Consider the following 19,511-nt stretch of genomic DNA (forward strand, 5'->3'; position numbering starts at 1 on the left):
TTGATGAGAATTTGCCGACAATTCTAATAAAACCAGAGAAAATTACTGTTTAAAAAAACGGGATTTTAACAAGTAAAACGCAATAAAAACCCAGTTATAGCCACTTTAATAGATTACTTATCTAGGTTTAAAATAATGCTTGATAACACCATTTAAGATGAGCGTTTTATGTGCATAAAAAAAGCCAGCATGCGCTGGCTTTTTTCTTTCAATGTATTCTAGGGCGAGTAATTAAACCGCTTGTTGAATGATCACTGAGTCTGCCTTTTTAGTGTACTGAGGCATCTTATGGAAGTTCAAGTAACGGTACGTGTCCGCAGCCGTTGCATTGATCTTCTCTGCATACTCTTGATATTCAGCAGGCGTTGGTAGTTTACCAAGAATAGCAGCTACCGCTGCAAGTTCTGCTGATGCAAGGAATACGTTTGCACCTGTACCTAAACGGTTAGGGAAGTTACGAGTCGAGGTAGAAACAACCGTTGCTTTATCAGCAACACGTGCCTGGTTACCCATACATAGTGAACATCCAGGAGTTTCGATACGTGCACCTACACGACCATAAATACCGTAGTAACCTTCGTCAGTTAACTGATCACGGTCCATTTTCGTTGGTGGAGCAACCCATAGTTGCGTTGGTAGACGACCACCGAAGTTATCCAGTAGTTTACCCGCTGCACGGAAGTGACCAATGTTAGTCATACAAGAACCAATGAACACTTCGTCGATCTTCTCACCAGTTACCGCTGAAAGTAGACGAGCGTCATCAGGGTCATTCGGTGCACAAAGGATTGGCTCTTTGATATCAGCAAGATCAATCTCAATGGTGTGCGCGTATTCTGCATCCGCGTCAGCAGTCATTAGCTCAGGGTTTGCTAACCACTCTTCCATCTTAGTGATACGACGCTCAATAGTACGTACATCACCATAACCTTCAGAGATCATCCACTTAAGCATCACGATGTTAGAGTTTAGGTACTCTTCGATAGACGCTTGTGAAAGCTTAACGGTACAACCTGCCGCACTACGCTCTGCAGATGCGTCAGATAGTTCGAACGCTTGCTCAACCGTTAGGTGCTCAACACCTTCGATTTCAAGGATACGACCAGAGAACTCGTTGATCTTACCTTTTTTCTCAACCGTCAATAGACCTTGCTGAATTGCATAGTAAGGGATAGCGTGTACTAGGTCACGTAATGTGATACCCGGCTGCATTTCACCTTTAAAACGAACAAGGATTGACTCAGGCATATCCAACGGCATTACACCCGTTGCAGCTGCAAATGCTACCGCACCTGAACCTGCTGGGAATGAAATACCTAACGGGAAACGAGTATGTGAGTCACCACCTGTACCTACTGTATCTGGAAGTAGCATACGGTTTAGCCACGAGTGGATAACACCGTCACCTGGACGTAGCGATACACCGCCACGGTTCATGATGAAATCAGGAAGTGTGTGGTGTGTGTTTACGTCGATTGGCTTAGGATAAGCTGATGTGTGGCAGAATGACTGCATTGTCAGGTCAGCAGAGAAGCCAAGACAAGCAAGATCTTTAAGCTCATCACGCGTCATTGGACCCGTAGTATCCTGAGAACCTACCGTTGTCATTGTTGGCTCACAGTATTGGCCTGGGCGTACACCTGCCATATTACATGCTTTACCAACCATCTTCTGTGCAAGCGTAAAGCCTTTACCAGAATCTTCTACTAACTTAGGCTTGCGGAAGATATCTTCAGCTTCAAGGCCCAGTGACGCACGAGCTTTATCAGTTAGACCACGACCGATGATAAGTGGAATACGACCACCAGCACGTACTTCATCAAGAATTACGTCTGACTTTAGTGAGAACGTCGAGATAACTTCGTCTGTACCGTGACGCTTCACTACACCTTCGTATGGGAAGATGTCGATTTGGTCACCCATGTTCAATTCATCAACTGGAAGTTCAATAGGTAGTGCACCTGAATCTTCCATGGTGTTGAAGAAGATAGGTGCAATTTTACCACCTAGACACACACCGCCAACACGCTTGTTTGGTACGAATGGGATGTCATCACCCATGAACCAAAGTACAGAGTTAGTTGCAGATTTACGAGATGAACCCGTACCAACAACATCACCCACGTATGCTAGAGGTAAACCTTTGCCGTTAAGCGCTTCAAGCTGTGCGATAGGACCTACTTCACCAGGTTTGTCAGGGTTGATACCGTCACGCTCGTTTTTAAGCATAGCTAGTGCGTGTAACGGGATATCTGGACGAGACCAAGCATCTGGTGCTGGAGACAAGTCATCTGTGTTTGTCTCACCTGTTACTTTGAATACAGTTACAGAAATTTTGTCTGCAACGGCTGGCTTCTCAAGGAACCATTCTGCATTTGCCCATGATTCAATAACTTGTTTAGCAAACTCGTTGCCAGCTTTTGCTTTTTCTTCTACGTCGTAGAATGCGTCAAACATCAGTAGTGTATGAGATAAACCTTTAGCAACGATAGGTGCAAGTGCTGCATCGTCTAACAGATCAATCATTGGCGCGATGTTATAACCACCTAGCATAGTGCCAAGTAACTCAGCTGCATATTCTTTTGAAATAAGTGGAGATTCAGCTTCGCCTTTCGCTACTGCAGCCAAAAAACCTGCTTTTACGTAAGCGGCATCATCTACACCTGGCGGTACACGGTGGATAAATAGATCAACGATGAACTCTTCTTCACCTGCAGGTGGAGTTTTTAGTAATTCGATAAGGTCAGCAGTTTGCTGCGCGTCTAACGGCTTAGGCACGATACCTTGCGCGGCACGCTCTTCTACGTGTTTACGATATTCTTGAAGCACAATATTGCCCTCTTGGTGACGTGGACAGACAAGTAAATGATCTGGCTGCGATTATAGATACAATCAGCTGAACCATTCCCTTGACCATAAAATATAATGAACAATTATAAGGTCTTTGAGTATAGATGAAAATCTTGCATGCGATACCTCGCCTTATAGTCACTATAAATACAATGAATAAGCATGCCGAAACAAGTATATTTTGATGAATATTAGTCAAACGAGAATCATTTTAATTTTGCGAAAAGGTACTAACAATTGGATCAAAAAAGGCTCCAGAAGGAGCCTTTTTGCATAAGCTAAGTGAAAATTAACGCTTAACTTTTACTTTTTCTTTAGAAGAAACGTGCGCTTCTACACGACGGTTTTCCGCATGTGCTTTTAGCGTGTTTGCTGGGTTTTTCAAACGCTCTTCACCGTAACCAACCGTGGTAATGCGCATTGAATCAATACCCATATCAACGAGTTTCTCAGCAACGTTCTTCGCACGGCGCTCAGAAAGCTTTTGGTTGTAATCAGCATCACCCACAGCTGACGCGTGACCTTCAATCACAACATCTGCATTTTTATGCTCTTTCAAGAACTTAGCAACCGCGTTGATATCATCAACATATTGCTGTGAGAAAGTTGCATCGTCATGCGGGAAGCGGACTAGCAGACTTACTTTATCTTCCTTAGTCTCGTACAAAGTACAACCAGAGGCATCAACAGCATCCGTCATTGGTGTGTTAGCACATTTATCTTCGCTATCCACAACACCATCTTTGTCACTGTCTTGCGGTGCTTCTGCAACAACAGGAGCAGGGGCTGGCGCAACCTCTTCCGTTTTACTCGTGCTACCGAATGAGTAGTTGATACCAATTTTACCACCTACATCTGTAAAACCAGCTTCAAGGCCTTGGTAGATTGCCGCTTCTGCGTTCACAAACAAGTGATCGGTGAAGTAATGACGAACACCAGCACCCACGTTAGCAAAAGTGTTATCTGAGATTACATCTAGATTCATCTTTTTGATACCCACTAGGCCATAGAATGGACCACCATCAAAGTGGTACAAACCGTCGATACCGTAACGCTCTGCGTCTAGTGAACCATTGCTGATCCCACCAAGATCAAAGTCCATATCTGCATACTCAAGACGACCACTCCAGTATTTATCAAAGCGGTAGCCAATTTCAGCACCCCAACCAGTAGACTCTTCTATATCTAAGCCAGCCATATCACGGTGATTTTGCCAGTCAGCGTCATAATAGTCACCAAATACACCAAGGTATACGCCTTCAGTTGGCTCTGTGGTATTTGCATTTGCATTGGCTGTTACTGCCATCGCAACTAGTAAGCTCAAAGTTTTAATTTTCATCATTCCTTCCCATCTCTGTTAGTTAACGCATTGAGTATTGACTCGGATAGTCTATCAGAAAATGCGTCTACTGATTACGTTGCATAGATAATATTAGCTCGTCTATTAATGTTTACTTAACGTTACATAAGGAATTTTTGCTATTTCTCAATTAATTTTGATGGCCAAATAGGATTTGGTACAGACCCTGTTCCTCTAACAACTCCTTGTGTTCTCCGTATTGGGACACTTCACCATCATCTAACACATAAATTAAGTCGGCTTGTTTTATTGCGCTCAGTCGATGTGCAATAATCAAAGTCGTTCTATCAGCCAAAAACGCTTGCAAATTGCGGTGAATTTTTGCCTCAGTCTCAATATCAAGTGCCGAGGTTGCTTCATCCAGCACCACCACTTTAGGGTCGGCAACAACCATTCTTGCAATAGCTAACCTTTGCTTCTGTCCTCCGGACAATTTAATACCGTTACGACCAACTTGTGCATCTAGCTTGTCGGTTAGTGTAAGTACAGTGTCGGCTAGCTCTGCAACGCGGAGTGCCTGCCACAATATTTGGTCAGATACCTCTCGTCCCATTGCTAGATTTTCACGGATGCTAGTATTAAAGAGTATCGGCTGCTGCAGTACGGTCACTATATTATCTCGCACAGCTTCGTAACCAATTTGCTCTACTGGTGTGTCATTTATATGAATCTCGCCGCTTTGCTTTTCATACAGTCCCAACAGCAGTTGCACCAAAGTAGATTTACCACCTCCAGACACCGCTACTAACGCTACTTTCTTCCCTGCTGGAATATGCAAAGATACCTGTTTGAGCACGGGTTGCTCTGCAACGTAAGCGAAGTCTATATTGGCAAATTTGATATCAACCTGAGATGAATCAAAGACGGTTTTCGTAGCGGGATATTGTGCTTCTGTCGCAAAGTTAAAAACCTGATTTAACCTGCTAAGTGCCGCTGAGGCACCATAGTACGCATATTGAATACCAAGAATTTCCTGCACAGGCCCCATCATGAACCAAAGGTAACCAAATACCGCAAATATCTGGCCGACCGTTAAATCAGAAAACACCACCATAAACATAGCGACAGCACGGAAAAACTCGAACCCCACCAAAAACACGGTGAAGCTTAAGCGGTTAACCGCATCCGTTTTCCATTGCGACTGCACCGCGTAATGTTTGAGATCTTTGGCGGCTACTTTAACTTGTGCAAAGTAGTTCCCCTCTCGACGAACAGCTTTTAATTGAGAAATAGCATCTAGCGTCTCAACTAACGAAGTTTGTAATGCTTCAAATGCAGCGTTTTCTTCCTTTTTCAGCTCTTTAACATGTTTGCCAAACTGTCGAGAAAAATAGATGACCGCCGGATTAAGCAATAGGATAACCAGCCCCAACATCCAATCAATCCAAAGCAAAATCGCCGCAGTGCCAATGATTGTAAGTAAACCGATTAAAAAGCGTGACAAGGTTTGGCTGATAAATTTATCCAAAGTTTCTACATCGGTAATACAGCGAGAGCTAATTGCTGCACCACCTTGGCTTTCGTACTCCTTCAGTTGAACTTTAGGTAAATGCGTAAGTAAACGCTCACGGATTTGATAACTAATGTCCTTGCCAATAATAGTAAACTGGCGTGACTGCATCACTCCTAGCACCAAGCTGGCCAAGCGCATGGTTATGACAGCCAACAAAATAACCACAATATAGCCACTAGGGCCATGCCATTGTTCGGGTAAGACTGAGTTCATCCAAGCTACCGCTCTGCCAGGTGTGTCTAGTAAGACTTCATCGACCAGCAACGGCATCATCAAAGGGATAGGGACACTCACTAACGCGGCAAATAAGGCGATGATATGCGCCTTAATAATCGGTCGTTTGTGCTCAAGGACTTTACGTTTAATTTCTTGCCAAGAAAGCTGCTGTTCTGCCATTTAGGTTCCACAAAAAGTTTGATAGTGGGCCGGTGTAGAGGCGCTGGTCCACGACTCAGGATAGTCTTTGTAATCATAGGGCGACGTCAACGCAGTTAGCCAATCTTCTAGCGTTTGACTCATGCCTTGCTGATTAAATAGCGCAATCTCAGCCTCCACCAACGCATTACGAGGGATAAGTATCGGGTTAGCTTGACTCATCAAGTTAGCCGCAACGTCATCGACAGCATGCCTTTGCGCCCATTGCTGCTGCCAGCCCTCCAACTCCGTTGGCACAGTTAAGGATTTGTTGGGATGACCAAGCAAGCTATTGGTTAGTGCCGCAAAGGTATTGGTAAAGTCTAGTTCGTGCTCCTTCATCAACTTGAGTAAATCACTAAGGAGAATGTCGTCTGCGTCGCTCCATTCATCAATACCAAGCTTAGCCGCCCACATATCTTTGTACTTGCGATTAAACGATTCAGAAAACTCCGCCAAAATTTGACTAAATGCTTCAATTCCCGCTTGCTCATCCTGCCATAACACCAATAAGGCCTCGGCAAGTCGCGCACAGTTCCAATTCATGATGTTTGGCTGATTACCAAATGCATAACGGCCTTGACGGTCGATAGAGCTAAACACGGCGTTAAAATCAAACTTTTCCATCATTGCACAGGGGCCAAAGTCTATCGTTTCGCCACTGAGCAAAATATTGTCGGTATTCATCACGCCGTGAATAAAGCCAACCCGCATCCACTCGACGACTAAGTCAACCAACTGTTCACACACTTCACGGAACAATTCGAGTACATCCTGTTCGGTCTCAACTTTAAATCCCTCAAATAATTGCTCGCCCAGCAAGTTAAGCAGGCTCCAAAGCTCATCTTTATTTTGCTGTGTAGCCAGATATTGTAAGGAACCGATGCGGATATGGCTTTTTGCCACACGGCATACAACCGCGCCAGATGCTTCACCTTGACGGTAAACATGGTGTCCAGTGGTTACAACAGCAAGGCATTCCGTAGTTGGAACACCCAAGCCAACCATAGCTTGGCTCATGATGAACTCACGTACCGCGGGCCCTAGCGCACAAAATCCATCACCGCCTCGAGAAAATCGCGTCGCTCCAGAGCCTTTCAAGTGCAGGTCGTATTGACGTCCGTCATCGAGTTTCACCCCACCTATTAAATGCGCTCGACCATCACCAAGTAACGGGTTAAATTGCCCAAACTGATGACCACTGTAGGCTAAGCTCGTAGGCTCAATGTTACCTAAAGGACGTTGACCACTTAATAGCTCAGCAAGCGCTGTGGTGTCGTATTTATCTAGCTCAAGCTTATCTAGCAGCGGCGTATTGGATAGTAGTAATGTGGGCTGATTAAATCTTGCTGGTTGCTCCTTAAAGAGCAGAGCAGAGCCTTGATAGGGCTGAAAAAATACCATGCGGCCATCTCCATTTTTAGCGCATTTTACTAGCGAATATTATCACCAACACTCATTGATACAATTTGGCTTAACGCTTGTAAGCTAAGCCCGCTATATTGACGCATTTCATTGAAAAACTGCTGCGCCGCTTGCAGTGACTTCTTACTTTGCAAGCCACCGTCGATTATCTCCTCAGCACGCAGTACCGTTTCGACATCTTTACTCAGTAAGAACGTATCTTTACCTAACACACGAAGCGCGTAAGGACCGGTATTCCCACCGAGTCTCGAGCCATGCTTTTTCAAGTACAGCCACAAACCAACAATATTGTCTTCCGGCCAGTTTGCGACGAATTCACTAAAACGGCCATGCTGTTGTTGCACTTCAAAAATCATATGGCAATTGTCAGCGATACTTTTTACCTTTTTAGCATTACGAATGATCCGTTCATCCTGACTACGTTGCTCGTACATTTCAGGAGACATCATTAACAGCTTCTCGACTGAGAATTGCCAAAACACTTCTCTAAAACCGTCCCATTTATTATCCACCACCGCCCAGTAAAACCCACTTTGAAATATCTTGCGAGTAAATTCTTCTAGCCATTGATCATCACTTAATGCCAATAGCGATTCGGTGCTCAATGGCTGGCTAAGCCTAGCTTTTAACGCCACCTCAGAGCCTTTACGCTCGGAAGCCCTATGATAAATTTTTTCGAATACTTTCATGCTCGTATATACATCCGATTTGCATTCCCTACAGGGTAACTGATCTCAGGGCTGGATGTGAGCTAATTTTAACTCTCTTATGTCCCTATGCTTAAACTCCAGTTTATTTTTCCATAACCCGATAAATTGGGTGCTCTGTTTGCGCCTATTTCCTTTCTGGTTTTTTGTAAAAGCTGCGGCCTTCCCTCTGGATCCATCACGACTTATCAAGTGATAAAAGTCCGACTTTCACTTTCAACACAAACAAAGTAAAAACATTCTATTTACACCAACCAGTAAAGACAGTAAAAAGCGAATATTAATCTAGGGTTTAACAAATAAAAACTTAGAAAATTATGACTATAAATTCAACAGTCACATCCTAGATAGCTTAAACCAGGCTAAATGTTAATAAAGAGTACATAAAAATGCGTCATTACTTTAATTTAACTTGACACGAACCTATAACAGAAAATAAGATCGCACAACAAATGATAAGCGTTATCATTTGCACTGGTAAAATACAATTAACATAGGAGTGTGATCTGTGTCCAAGTTTGCTATCAAGTGGGCTAACGTTATTTCAGACAACAAAGGGAAAGTGCTTGCATATCTCAACAGTATTTTAAAGTGCCCTTACCTTGCTGAAGATGCATTACAGGACACCTTTATTCGCCTTAGTAGCATGTCACATACACAAAATGCGCAAATCAATAATGCCACCAGCTTTTGCTTCCAAGTGGCAAGAAATATCGCAATTGATATGCTACGCAAGCAAAGTAGAGAAAGTTTAGTTGCACTTGAGGCAACACATGTAGAATACATGTCAGACAAAGACTCAGATATCGAAAACAAAGTCGAGTCGGCGCAACTGAATAGACGCATGGACTCAACCATCCGAAAACTGTCGACGCGACATCAGAATATCATTAGTTTTTATCGCTCTGGTCGGCTCAAGCAAAAAGAAATTGCCAAACTATACAAGATCTCACCAACCTTGGTTAACTTTATGATAAAAGAGGCTGTACATAGCTGCCAAAAAGAGTTTCTGGCTCACTAACACTGCATTATGCATTAACTGATTGCTGTACTCGTAACTTCGCGGCAATAAAATCAGCATGAGCAACATAAAATAGCCCGGCTATTTTACGAATGATGTAGTCCTCGTGGCTATCCAGCTCACCATCAGCATAAGCAACGTGCCATAACAGCTCAATGACCTCGATACGTTCAATGTCGCTGGTGTGGTTATTCACTTGTTTGGCAAAAGAATACATATCTACTGCCTGTTCTACTAATTGCTGTGCTTGCGTTATCAATGCACTGACTTGTGGTTCAGGCAATTCACAACGTGTTTTGAGTAGCTCCGCAATTTTATCGAACTCCGACTGTTGTAGTTTGCCGTCCGCTCGCATTACTTCGACCAATAATGCAGCAAGCGCGGTATTAAAGTCGATTTCTTGTTTCGGTGACGACTCCTGCAAGCTTTGAAATAGTTTTTTAAGTTGGTTAAGCAAGTGGCTAATCTCCCATGTGATATACTGTAAATGTAGCAGACTAAAAGGACAGTTATGCGTAAGTTATCATTGAGACTAAATTCATTAAAGCTAAGTTCCCTAGTCGTAGGTGCAGCACTGCTCTCGGCGTGCCAATATACACCGGTTCCAAGAGGCGAACCTGAAAAGCTCTATGACTTTGACCATAAAGTACATTATGAGCAAACCACGTATAACGATGACCACTTTCGACTGGCAATTAAGCCAGATAGTTATGCGCATTTTAGGCAACAAAGCGTATTTTTGCTGCGCCATGCCAAACGCTTATGCCAAGGCAGTAACCCACAATTGACATTACTCGGAGGCGTCCAAAGCTTTGATAAGATGCCATTAGAGCCAAGACCTTACCAGAATGACTTAACAGTAGACGTAAAATGTGTGGCCAAATAGCCACACATTTTTGTTAACGCTATAAATTTCAGTGACCCGCTCTGGGTTTAGTCTTTATACCAGTTGTATTAAATAAATGATCTATCTTGAAGCGGGGAAATAGCTTTAGTAGCACCGCTCTCGCGTCCTGCTACCGCTAAGGTACCTATCTCCATATAGGCAAGGCAAAAATTTTGCTATTTAGTTGTTCTAAATGAGAAATTTTTAACGAAGCTAATATGCTATTTCACCCTTCAAATTGATTAGAGAATTAATTCAATTGGTATTATATCCCCAAGGCGCTTTTGGTGCGGTTACCGGTTTTGTTAAATCAAAGTCCACTCGGAACTCTCGCCCTTCACGCACTAAACGATAGGTAAACTGCTCTGGATAGATATACATCTGCCATGTATTTCCGACTGACTGTGGGATCCCTTGCTGGACAAATAACTGTTTTGAATATTCATCAGCTGGAAACGACTGCACGGTATTAAATCCCGCATCTAGGGTATGACCACCATACATAGTAGAAACATCGTCGCTGCCATCTTCATGGCGGTGATCGTGCTTTAAGCTCAAACCACTCCCTGTTTTGGTGATGATCCAAGTTCTTGAAGCATCTTTTCCTACATGAAATGGGACTTGCAGCTCAGCGTCGCCACATTTACGAACGTGCATCACAAGACGCGCATCGCTAAAGCTGCTTGGACCTTGATTATCCACCGTTACTTTACCTTCGTAGGCTTTGCCACAGTGCGCTTTAATAGCGTCAAAAAATGCATCATGGCTTGGGATGGAAACCAGCGGAGCAGGACGCGCGAAGGCTACGCAGCTCAAGGTCGCGAGTAACGCTAAAGTTAAATTTTTCATTGGAGACACCTAAAACAAATAAAGCCAGAGCTTAATCAGCTTCTGGCTTTGTGGCAAAATTATTCGACCAAATTGAGTAAACAGCTATTATTGCCAAGGTCTTGTTGTAGCAAGCTGCAGCTCAAAGGCATCAATTTGGGCATTTAATAATTCAGTCTCACCGATAAAGTCAAGGCCACTCAAGAGGCGTGCTTTGATGTCTTCTCGCACCTCAAAGTCAATTGGCGTAATACCCGATCCGCTTATCTGCTGTGCTTCTAGGTCAATACTCAAATGCACTTGTGATTGTTGCTCACATGCGTCGAAAAGCGTATCTAACGTGCTGGCTGGCAACGCAATGCAAAGCATTTGGTTATTACCACAATTGTTAAAAAAGATATCGGCAAAGCTCTCGGCTAAGATCACGGTAAAACCATATTGTTTTAAAGCCCAAGGGGCATGCTCACGAGACGAGCCACAACCAAAGTTGTCACGGGTTAACAAGATTGACGCGCCCTGATATTGTCGATAGTTAAGCACAAAGTTCGGATCTGGCTGGCCATCTTCAAGATAACGCCAATCATAAAACAGCGCTTTATCAAACCCATCGCGGCTGGTTGAAGTTAAAAACTGCTTGGGAATAATTTGGTCTGTATCAACATTGTTTTTGTCTAATGGCGCAACTAGGCCTTGATGAAACACGCTCATGACGCCTCTCCTCGAATATCAGTAAAGTGACCAGCAATTGCTGCCGCAGCCGCCATTGCTGGACTCACCAAATGCGTACGACCACCTCGCCCTTGGCGCCCTTCAAAGTTCCGGTTTGAGGTCGATGCACAGCGTTTTTCTGCGCCAAGACGATCATCGTTCATCGCCAAGCACATAGAGCAGCCCGGTTCACGCCACTCAAATCCCGCAGCTTTGAAAATATCGGCTAAGCCTTCTTGTTCGGCTTGCTGTTTTACTAATCCAGATCCCGGGACGATTAGCGCTTCAACGCCTGCAGCTACGTGCTTGCCCACCACCACTTGTGCCGCGGCACGTAAATCTTCAATACGACTATTGGTGCAAGAGCCAATAAATACGGTGTCAACTTTGGCATCACTTAGCCTTTGCCCTGCTGTGAGGCCCATATATTTCAGCGCGCTGCGCATCGCATCCGCTTTGACTAAATTAGGTTCATCGTCAGGGTTAGGTACTAAGTCATTAATACCAATAACTTGCTCTGGACTGGTCCCCCAGGTTACTTGAGGTTGTACACTGTCAGCATCCAGCTCCACAACACGATCAAATTCAGCATCCGGATCGCTATGCAAGGTTTGCCAATAGCGCACCGCAGCATCAAAGTCTTCGCCTTGAGGAGCAAATGGGCGACCACGTAAATACGCAAAGGTTTTCTCGTCAGGTGCGATCAAGCCAGCTTTCGCCCCCATTTCAATACTCATATTACAGAGCGTCATCCGCGCTTCCATCGACAGCGCTTCGATCCCCGTCCCACAAAACTCAGCCACATAGCCAGTGCCACCAGCTGTGCCTAATTGCCCAATCACAGCGAGGATCAAGTCTTTTGCAGTCACGGTCGGACGCAAGACGCCATTCACCTGAATTTTTAACGATTTGGCTTTTTTCTGCTGTAATGTTTGGGTGGCCAGCACGTGCTCAACCTCTGATGTACCAATACCGTGAGCCAGCGCACCAAATGCACCATGCGTTGAGGTATGGCTATCGCCACATACAATCGTTGTACCTGGCAAAGTGATCCCTTGCTCAGGTCCCATTACGTGCACTATGCCTTGGTTAATCGAATTTAAATCGTAAAGTACAATGCCGAACTCTTCACAGTTCTGTGCTAACGCTTGTAGCTGGTTTTTGCTCACCTCACTGGCAGCATCAATCGAACGGCTCTTGGTCGAGACATTATGATCCATTGTCGCAAAGGTTTTTTCTGGACATCTTACCGGACGATTCTGCTCTCTTAAGCCCGCAAATGCCTGCGGTGAAGTGACTTCGTGTACTAGATGACGGTCAATGTACAAGAGATCGGTTTGCTCGTTTAATTTAGCAACCACATGGGATTGCCAAATTTTATCGTATAATGTTTTTGCCACTTGCTCTTACCTTTATTAAACCCTGTCGACGATCGCTTGCGCGACATCCATAGTAGTAAATCCTGCTTGAGGATAGATATCCGGTGTACCTACACCATCTTTCACCGCCTCTGCTACTGCCTTTTCAATTGCGCGTGCCGCTTCATCCTGCCCCAATGAATAACGTAGCATCAGCGCGGCACTTAAAATTTGTGCGATTGGGTTTGCCACCCCTTTGCCGGCGATATCTGGTGCTGAGCCGCCCGCTGGCTCATATAAGCCAAAGCCCGATTGGTTTAGACTTGCCGATGGTAATAACCCCATGGAACCGGTGATCATTGCACATTCATCAGAAAGGATGTCACCGAACAGGTTGTCGCACAGTAGCACATCAAACTGGCTTGGTTGCTTTACCAACTGCATCGCAGCGTTGTCGATATAGATGTGATCAAGCGTCACATCTGGGTATTCTTTTGCGACTTCATTGACCACTTCACGCCACAGTACACTGGTTGCCAGCACGTTGGCTTTATCTACAGACGTCACATGATTGCTTCTAAGTCTCGCCGCATCAAAAGCAAAACGGGCGATGCGTTCGATTTCTTTACGCGAATAGGTTTGCGTATCAAACGCCGACTCGCTTTCGCCCTCTCCTTGGCGACCTTTTTCGCCAAAATAAATCCCGCCAGTAAGCTCACGAACGCATAAAATATCAAAACCTTGCTGGCTAATGTCACTGCGTAGTGGAGAGGCTGCACTCAATGCGGGTAATAGCTGCGCAGGACGCAGATTACAAAATAGCTGAAAGTGCTTTCTAAGCGGTAATAAGGATGCCCGCTCTGGTTGCTCATTTGGTGGTAAGTGCTCCCACTTAGGCCCACCCACAGAGCCAAACAGAATCGCATCAGCGGCTTCACACGCGGCTAATGTCGCTGCGGGTAAGGCTTCGCCAAATTGGTCTATGGCCGCACCACCAATCGCTTGTGGTGATTTTTCTAAAGCAAAGTTGAAGTTAGTCGCCACTTTATCTAATACCAGCTCAGCGGCTTGCATCACTTCTGGACCAATTCCATCTCCAGCTAGTACTGCGATTTTGTAGTTTGCTTGACTCATCCTGCTTTCCTTTGTTGTTTTAGGCTAGACACTTTTTGTGCTCTATCAATTAGGTTATATACTCGGATCATGGCTCTCACTGACGCTTCGACGATGTCGGCCGCAAGTCCCACACCGTGATATTGCTTACCATCAAACTTGGCAATAATATCGACTTGGCCCAGTGAACTTGCCCCTTTACCCGTCGCATCAAGGTTATATTCCACCACTTCCACCGCCATGCCAGTGATACGCTCGATAGCTACAAACGCCGCTTCCACAGGACCGTTGCCGGTTGCCGCTTCTTGCTTAAGCTCACCATTCAAGGCAATCCCCACAGTCGCGCTCGCGATAGATTGAGAGTTAGAAGATGCATTGACGAACTGTAATTGGTAGCGCTCGTCTTTATCTTTGATTTGGTTGAAATAAATCATCGCTTCAAGGTCATAGTCGTAAACCGTGCCCTTTTGATCGGCTAACGCCAAGAAGCTTTCATACAGGCTATCCATATCGTAATCCGATTTCTGATAGCCAAGCTCGGTAAGACGATGCTCGATAACATGTCGGCCAGAGCGTGAAGTCATATTTAACTGATTACTCGGCACGCCAACGGTTTCTGGTGCCATGATTTCATAGGTATTTTGTGCTTTTAAGACGCCGTCTTGGTGAATACCCGAGCTATGTGCAAAGGCATTTTCACCCACAATTGCCTTGTTTGGCTGCACCGGCATATTGCAGATTTTAGCAACTTGGCGCGACGCGCGATAAATCTCTTCGCTACGAATATCGGTATGTACTTTTAGGTGGTCTTGGCGCATCTTCATGATCATCGCCACCTCTTCTAGTGAGCAGTTACCAGCACGCTCACCAATACCATTGATAGTACATTCGATTTGTCTTGCACCGGCTTGTACCGCCGCGATTGAGTTTGCCACCGCAAGCCCTAAATCATTGTGACAATGGACGCTTAGTCTGGCTTTGTCGATGTTAGGCACATTATTACGAATATGGTAAATCATCGCTGCATACTCGTCTGGCGTGACGTAACCTACGGTATCAGGCAAGTTAATCGTAGATGCACCGGCATTAATTGCCGCTTCGACAATACGACACAGATCAGCGTGTGGCGTACGGCCAGCATCTTCACATGAAAACTCAACATCATCAGTGTACTTTCTGGCTTGAGAAATGGCCTTAATCGCCATGTTAGTCGCATCATCTAGACTCATTCTTAACTTATGTTCTAGGTGCAGAGGGCTGGTTGCAATAAAAGTGTGAATGCGGCGCTGCTCAGCGCCTTTAAGAGCTTCACCACACGCGTCGATATCTTTACTAACCGCACGCGCAAGGCCACAAATCGCTGGACCTTTTACCTCGGCGGCAATGCGTTGTACCGCACGAAAATCCGCCGGACTTGATACTGGAAAACCCACTTCCATGACATCCACACAGAGACGACTAATGGTATGCGCCAGCTGTATTTTATCTTCTTCTGTTAAGCTGGCTTTTAACGCCTGCTCACCGTCCCTTAATGTTGTATCGAAAATCCAGACTTTATCTTGCATACCCTTATCCTCAGCCAAAAAAAACCCCGCAAGTGCGGGGTGTCTACAGTAAATGTCGCTCAATTTGCGCAATTACACCCCACCCCTCTGGTTTACCAGTAGGAGGTTAAGAAGGAGTGAAATACGCGCAGTCATTTTCATTGAGCTAAGTGTTCCTGTTGATGAATTGGTTATGTTTTAACATGCTTTAAAAGCGACAATCAAGCATAAATTATCCCAAAAACAGAGTTCAAACCTCAATTTATTGGCAATTTAAATTAAAAAAACACCAGATTTAGAAAATATATTTCAAGATTAGGAGTGAACACAGATAGGATATGAAATGAGCAGGATAATTTTGAATTTTAATTACCAATAAAAAAATAGCCAATTTAGGCTATTTTTTATTGGTTCTGGATGTTTTGCATAACCAGAGGCACCTTTTGCGATATACCGCAACTGCCACTTCAAACGCTCGGTCAATTCAGCGCGTTGTGGGGGATCTTGATCCAAAGCCTCAGCACCAGAGCTAAATACTAAGGTGACCATTGCTTCAGCTTGCATGTGGGCGTGATGGGTATCTACTCCCGTTTCTGTTTCAAGATAATGAGCAAGCTCTAAGATAAAATGTTTGATTTCTCTAGCCACGGCGGCACGAAACGCAGGGGAAGTACCCGAACGTTCACGCAGTAATAAACGAAATTGGTTGCTCGACTGCTCAATAAATTCCATAAAGGTGTGCACAGAAGTATTGATCACGCTACCACCTTTAGCGATGCGACGCCTTGCTTGTCGCATTAATTGTCGCAAGGTTAAACCCGCTTCATCTACCATAGTCAGCCCGAGCTCGTTCATATCCTTAAAATGACGATAAAAAGAGGTAGGTGCGATACCCGCCTCTCTTGCGACTTCACGCAGGCTTAAATTCGAGAAACTATGCTCAGCACTTAGTTGATTAAATGCCGCTTCGATAAGCGCTTGACGGGTCTTCTGTTTTTGTTGAGCGCGTACACCAGCCATGGACTTTCCCCAATTCGCTTCGAAAAATAAGAACAATAAACCGCAGTCTAAACCTTGACGCAGCAAGAATGAAATACTATTTTAGCGTACAGTTGTACGCTGAAATTAGATTTTGAGATTAATTGATGAAAAAACCACCCATTTTATGGACCAATGTGCTGTTCTTTAGCTTGTCGTTTTTAGCTGCGATCACTTTGGTGCCTTGGTATGGCTTTGAATACGGCTATACCACCAGCCACTGGGTAGCTTTTGTTGCCTGTATGTTTTACGCCGGCCTGTCGATCACCGCTGGATATCACCGCTTATGGGCGCATAAAGCCTATGACGCCCACCCTGTGATTCAAGTTATTTTTGCGTTGGGTGGCGCATTCGCGTTACAAAACAGTATATTACATTGGAGTAGCGATCACCGTGTGCACCACGGCCAAGTCGATGACCCAGTAAAAGATCCGTACGCCGCAACACGAGGCTTCTGGTATAGCCATATCGGTTGGATGCTAAGAGATTATCAAGGCGAGACTTACGGTGATTATAATAACGCCAGAGACTTACAACGTAACCCTATCGTGATGTGGCAACACAAGCACTATATGAAATTGGTATTACTTACAAATATCGGCATCCCGTTAGTGCTAGGTTTATTACTCGGAAATGTGTTTGGTATGTTGTTACTTGCAGGCGTACTCAGACTCGTACTCAGTCAACATTTTACTTTCTTTATCAATTCACTGGCGCACATTTGGGGTAGTCGTCCTTACACCGAAAAAAATACCGCGCGAGACAATGGCTTGCTAGCTCTATTCACTTACGGTGAAGGCTATCATAACTTCCATCATATTTTTGCGAGCGACTACCGTAATGGTATTCGCTGGTATCACTATGACCCAACTAAATGGCTGATCCGCACTTTTGCAGCACTGGGCCTTGCCAGTAAGCTAAAACGCACCCCGGTTGAACGCATTGAAAAAGCTAAGGCGGAGACCTTATTGAATAAGACTAAAGTCAGTCTCGCAAAATTGCCTTTAGCGCAAGATAAGCTTACATTGTTACAACAAGAGTATGATTTACTTCTTAAAAAGCTTCAAAACTACTGTACTGTGCAGAAACAGGTACTCGAAGCGAAGAAAGAAGCAGTACTTGCACAGTGCGAACATTCCGCACTGATGCAACAATATAAAGAGCTAGAACAAGCTTGGGAAAGCCAAAAACAAGCTTGGATTGCACTAAATTCGAGGCTACTGAAAACGGCATAATGTTCAGCGGCCTCAATAACTAAAGGGGTGAGGCCGTGAGCAAAAAAGCTGTAGAAAAAACCGAAACTGTTCCACAATCCTATCAATACGATGCCATTATTATAGGCACCGGACCTGGCGGCGAAGGCGCCGCCATGAACCTCTCTAAAAGTGGTAAGAAAGTCGCGGTTATCGAACGCCAGCATGCAGTTGGCGGTGGCTGCGTGCACTGGGGCACCATTCCCTCAAAAGCGCTTCGCCATTCTGTCAGTCGTTTAATTGAGTATAAAGCGAATCCACTTTATCGTTTTACTGAGCGCCCGCAGCGCCATACCTTTCAAGATATTTTGCACCATGCTAGTGATGTGATCTCAAAACAGTCAACATTACGTTCTAGCTTTTATGGTCGTAACCGCATCCACTTGTTTCAAGGCGATGCCAGTTTCGTTGACGCAAATACGGTACAAATCATCCATCAAGATGGTTCGCAAGAACTACTCACCGCCAAAACCATTGTAATCGCCACAGGCTCGCGCCCATACCGCCCACCAGGCGTTGATTTTAACCATCCTCGCGTCTACGACAGCGACACTATTTTAAGCCTTGAGCATAATCCTCAGCGCGTATTGATATACGGCGCAGGGGTCATAGGCTGTGAATATGCCTCAATCTTTAAAGGACTGGGCGCAAAGGTGGACCTTATCAACACCCGCGACCGCTTATTGGCCTTCATGGATGCCGAGATCTCTGACGCACTCAGTTACCACTTTTGGAATAATGGCATTGTTATTCGCCATAACGAAGAGTTTGCGAAAGTAGAGACTCATGACAAAGGGGTTATTGTGCATCTACAGTCTGGCAAGAAAGTACGCGCAGACTGCATTTTATGGGCAAATGGCCGCTCCGGTAATACCGAAACACTCAACCTTGCAAGCGTAGGCCTAAAGGCTGATAGCCGCGGCCAGCTTAAAGTCAACGAACACTACCAAACTGAAGTGGATAATATTTTCGCAGTAGGAGATGTGATTGGCTATCCAAGCCTAGCAAGCGCAGCGTTCGATCAAGGGCGTATTGCGGCCAATGCGATTGTGCATGGAGCCTGTGATGATCGTTTGATAACCGATATCCCTACCGGCATTTACACCATTCCAGAAATGAGCTCTGTTGGTAAAACCGAGCAAGAACTCACCGCTGCGCGCATTCCCTATGAAGTGGGCCGTGCCCAGTTTAAACATTTGGCTCGTGCACAGATCACCGGCACTGAAGTCGGTAGCTTGAAAATATTGTTCCATGCAGAAACCAAAGAGATATTAGGTATTCACTGCTTTGGTGAACGTGCATCCGAGATCATCCATATCGGCCAAGCCATTATGGAACAAAAAGGAACGGGTAATAATATCGAGTACTTTATTAATACTACCTTTAACTATCCAACAATGGCCGAAGCCTATCGCGTTGCAGCATTAAACGGCATTAATCGTCTATTGGATTAACGCATCGTATGGCATGGATAAGCGTGATACCTTGGGTGT

Annotated in this window: 16 protein-coding genes; 4 read left to right on the forward strand and 12 right to left on the reverse strand. The window is 44.8% G+C overall.

All coding sequences use genetic code 11. The features are described 5' to 3' along the window. Positions 1-231 precede the first annotated feature (231 nt). The 5 genes from acnB to DRB05_RS03205 all read right to left on the reverse strand — a co-directional run bounded on the left by acnB (position 232) and on the right by DRB05_RS03205 (position 8,251). Positions 232-2,829, reverse strand: coding sequence for a bifunctional aconitate hydratase 2/2-methylisocitrate dehydratase (gene acnB, locus DRB05_RS03185; RefSeq protein WP_128725651.1), 2,598 nt, complete (start codon positions 2,827-2,829; stop codon positions 232-234). Between the two features lie 310 nt (positions 2,830-3,139). Beyond that, the gene (locus DRB05_RS03190) at positions 3,140-4,189 is read right to left on the reverse strand and encodes an OmpA family protein (protein ID WP_128725675.1); all 1,050 of its coding nucleotides are present in this window, start codon (positions 4,187-4,189) and stop codon (positions 3,140-3,142) included. Positions 4,190-4,340: 151 nt separating this feature from the next. Beyond that, positions 4,341-6,119: an ABC transporter ATP-binding protein gene (locus tag DRB05_RS03195; RefSeq protein WP_128725652.1), complete on the reverse strand. Its 1,779-nt coding sequence runs from the start codon at positions 6,117-6,119 to the stop codon at positions 4,341-4,343. After that, positions 6,120-7,541 (reverse strand): protein adenylyltransferase SelO family protein, encoded by a 1,422-nt coding sequence (locus DRB05_RS03200; RefSeq protein WP_128725653.1) that lies wholly within the window; start codon positions 7,539-7,541, stop codon positions 6,120-6,122. A gap of 29 nt (positions 7,542-7,570) precedes the next feature. Further along, positions 7,571-8,251 carry a DNA-3-methyladenine glycosylase I gene (locus tag DRB05_RS03205; RefSeq protein ID WP_128725654.1) on the reverse strand — a complete coding sequence of 227 codons (681 nt, stop codon included), beginning with the start codon at positions 8,249-8,251 and terminating at the stop codon, positions 7,571-7,573. A 526-nt stretch (positions 8,252-8,777) separates the two neighbouring features. Here DRB05_RS03205 and DRB05_RS03210 point away from each other — a divergent pair. Then, entirely contained in the window at positions 8,778-9,290 is a 513-nt protein-coding gene (locus tag DRB05_RS03210) for a sigma-70 family RNA polymerase sigma factor (RefSeq protein ID WP_128725655.1), read from the forward strand. Between the two features lie 7 nt (positions 9,291-9,297). On the opposite strand, the gene DRB05_RS03215 is transcribed toward DRB05_RS03210, so the two are convergent. Beyond that, complete coding sequence (locus DRB05_RS03215) at positions 9,298-9,747, reverse strand: TerB family tellurite resistance protein (protein WP_128725656.1); 450 nt, start codon at positions 9,745-9,747, stop codon at positions 9,298-9,300. A 54-nt stretch (positions 9,748-9,801) separates the two neighbouring features. Here DRB05_RS03215 and DRB05_RS03220 point away from each other — a divergent pair, with 54 nt between their 5' ends. Next, the gene (locus DRB05_RS03220; protein WP_128725657.1) at positions 9,802-10,176 is read left to right on the forward strand and encodes a hypothetical protein; all 375 of its coding nucleotides are present in this window, start codon (positions 9,802-9,804) and stop codon (positions 10,174-10,176) included. Between the two features lie 255 nt (positions 10,177-10,431). Here DRB05_RS03220 and DRB05_RS03225 read toward each other — a convergent pair whose 3' ends face one another. The 6 genes from DRB05_RS03225 to fabR form a co-directional block, all read right to left on the reverse strand. Next, complete coding sequence (locus DRB05_RS03225; RefSeq protein ID WP_128725658.1) at positions 10,432-11,025, reverse strand: hypothetical protein; 594 nt, start codon at positions 11,023-11,025, stop codon at positions 10,432-10,434. An 87-nt stretch (positions 11,026-11,112) separates the two neighbouring features. Next, the gene (gene leuD, locus DRB05_RS03230) at positions 11,113-11,712 is read right to left on the reverse strand and encodes a 3-isopropylmalate dehydratase small subunit (protein WP_128725659.1); all 600 of its coding nucleotides are present in this window, start codon (positions 11,710-11,712) and stop codon (positions 11,113-11,115) included. Further along, the gene (leuC, locus tag DRB05_RS03235; RefSeq protein WP_128725660.1) at positions 11,709-13,112 is read right to left on the reverse strand and encodes a 3-isopropylmalate dehydratase large subunit; all 1,404 of its coding nucleotides are present in this window, start codon (positions 13,110-13,112) and stop codon (positions 11,709-11,711) included. Before leuC ends, leuD begins: the two co-directional genes overlap by 4 nt. A gap of 15 nt (positions 13,113-13,127) precedes the next feature. Next, positions 13,128-14,204, reverse strand: a complete 1,077-nt coding sequence (leuB, locus tag DRB05_RS03240; RefSeq protein ID WP_128725661.1) for a 3-isopropylmalate dehydrogenase — start codon at positions 14,202-14,204, stop codon at positions 13,128-13,130. Continuing rightward, entirely contained in the window at positions 14,201-15,748 is a 1,548-nt protein-coding gene (gene leuA, locus DRB05_RS03245; protein WP_128725662.1) for a 2-isopropylmalate synthase, read from the reverse strand. The genes leuB and leuA overlap by 4 nt, the downstream gene beginning before the upstream one ends. Before the next feature lie 348 nt (positions 15,749-16,096). Further along, complete coding sequence (gene fabR / locus DRB05_RS03250) at positions 16,097-16,747, reverse strand: HTH-type transcriptional repressor FabR (RefSeq protein WP_128725663.1); 651 nt, start codon at positions 16,745-16,747, stop codon at positions 16,097-16,099. Between the two features lie 125 nt (positions 16,748-16,872). Here fabR and DRB05_RS03255 point away from each other — a divergent pair, with 125 nt between their 5' ends. Beyond that, positions 16,873-18,000 (forward strand): fatty acid desaturase, encoded by a 1,128-nt coding sequence (locus DRB05_RS03255; protein WP_010374369.1) that lies wholly within the window; start codon positions 16,873-16,875, stop codon positions 17,998-18,000. Positions 18,001-18,035: 35 nt separating this feature from the next. Beyond that, positions 18,036-19,472: a Si-specific NAD(P)(+) transhydrogenase gene (sthA, locus tag DRB05_RS03260; protein WP_128725664.1), complete on the forward strand. Its 1,437-nt coding sequence runs from the start codon at positions 18,036-18,038 to the stop codon at positions 19,470-19,472. Positions 19,473-19,511 lie beyond the last annotated feature (39 nt).

It is taken from the genome of Pseudoalteromonas sp. A757 (assembly GCF_004103285.1).
Taxonomy (GTDB): domain Bacteria; phylum Pseudomonadota; class Gammaproteobacteria; order Enterobacterales; family Alteromonadaceae; genus Pseudoalteromonas; species Pseudoalteromonas galatheae.